Source organism: Johannesbaptistia floridana (assembly GCF_057440575.1).
In genome coordinates this window covers 1-1,181 of sequence record NZ_JALKVM010000360.1, presented here as the reverse complement: position 1 = coordinate 1,181, position 1,181 = coordinate 1, and the positions used below count along the sequence as shown (strand labels likewise).

Sequence of the window (1,181 nt, the reverse complement as noted above, 5' to 3'; positions counted from 1 at the left end):
CAACTCCAACCAGTAACTTTGGGTAAATATGCAAGAGCTGAGTTGAGGCGATCGCTCATTTTAATTTTAGCTGCTAAAACTCTTTAATTTTCCTCACAGTCTCCCATTCTTTTAGTATAATTGTACTAAATAATTCTCAGTCACAATTAATTGGTAAGAAAAATGACTACAGAATCATCTGCTCAATTAAAAATTGTCATCCAAGAAGTAAATAACCCAGAAACATCCCCAGTGCGTCTCCAGGAAATTTATCGAAGTTATACTCAAACAGAAGTTAGAATTGCCTTAGTTAGTAATCCTAATACTCCCCAGGATGTTTTATGGGAGTTAGGGAAAGATTTTCCGAGAGAATTATTGAATAATGCTGTATTTGATTTAATGCTATTAGTCAATCCTAATTTACTGGCAGATATGCCCAGAAAAACTGTGATTAGTCTGATCAGTTTACCAGATATTGATGAATCTTTGCTTATTTTTGCCCTAAATCACTGTGGAACCCAAGATGTATTAGTAGCTATTGTTTCTCATCATACTCGAATTTGGAATAACTGGCGACAAGATAATCAAAATGTGGGGATTAATTTACAGGGTGCCAATTTACAGAATGCCAATTTACAGAAAGCCAATTTAAAGGGTGCCAATTTACAGAAAGCCAATTTACAGGGTGCCAATTTACAGAATGCCAATTTATATGGTGCCAATTTAAAGGGTGCCAATTTACAGAAAGCCAATTTAAAGGGTGCCAATTTACAGTCTGCCCATTTAAAGGGTGCCCATTTACAGAATGCCCATTTACAGTCTGCCAATTTAGAGCGTGCCAATTTAGGGGGTGCCAATTTAGAGCGTGCCTATTTCAAGGGTGCCTATTTACAATCTGCTTATTTACAGAATACCAATTTAGAGGGTGCCAATTTAGAGGGTGCCTATTTACAGTCTGCCCATTTAAAGGGTGCCCATTTACAGAATACCAATTTACAGTCTGCTGATTTATATAATGCCAATTTATATGGTGCCAATTTACAGTCTGCTGATTTATGTAATGCCAATTTAGTGGGTGCCAATTTATATGGTGTTATCTTAAATCAGAATATTATGATGGACGAAAAATGGCGTAAGGTTTGGGATATTGTTAATAATCCCACTCCCCAAAGAGATTTGAAGGATGCCAATTTACAGGGTGC

At 36.5% G+C, this 1,181-nt stretch carries 3 pseudogenes; all 3 read left to right on the top strand.

The window, feature by feature from the left end:
• Positions 1–162 precede the first annotated feature (162 nt).
• Positions 163–741: pseudogene (locus MW688_RS19930) on the top strand (pentapeptide repeat-containing protein); the annotation flags it as partial.
• A pseudogene (locus tag MW688_RS19925) lies at positions 630–878 on the top strand (pentapeptide repeat-containing protein); the annotation flags it as partial. The pseudogenes MW688_RS19930 and MW688_RS19925, both read left to right, overlap by 112 nt.
• Positions 844–1,181, top strand: a pseudogene (locus MW688_RS19920) (pentapeptide repeat-containing protein); the annotation flags it as partial. The pseudogenes MW688_RS19925 and MW688_RS19920, both read left to right, overlap by 35 nt.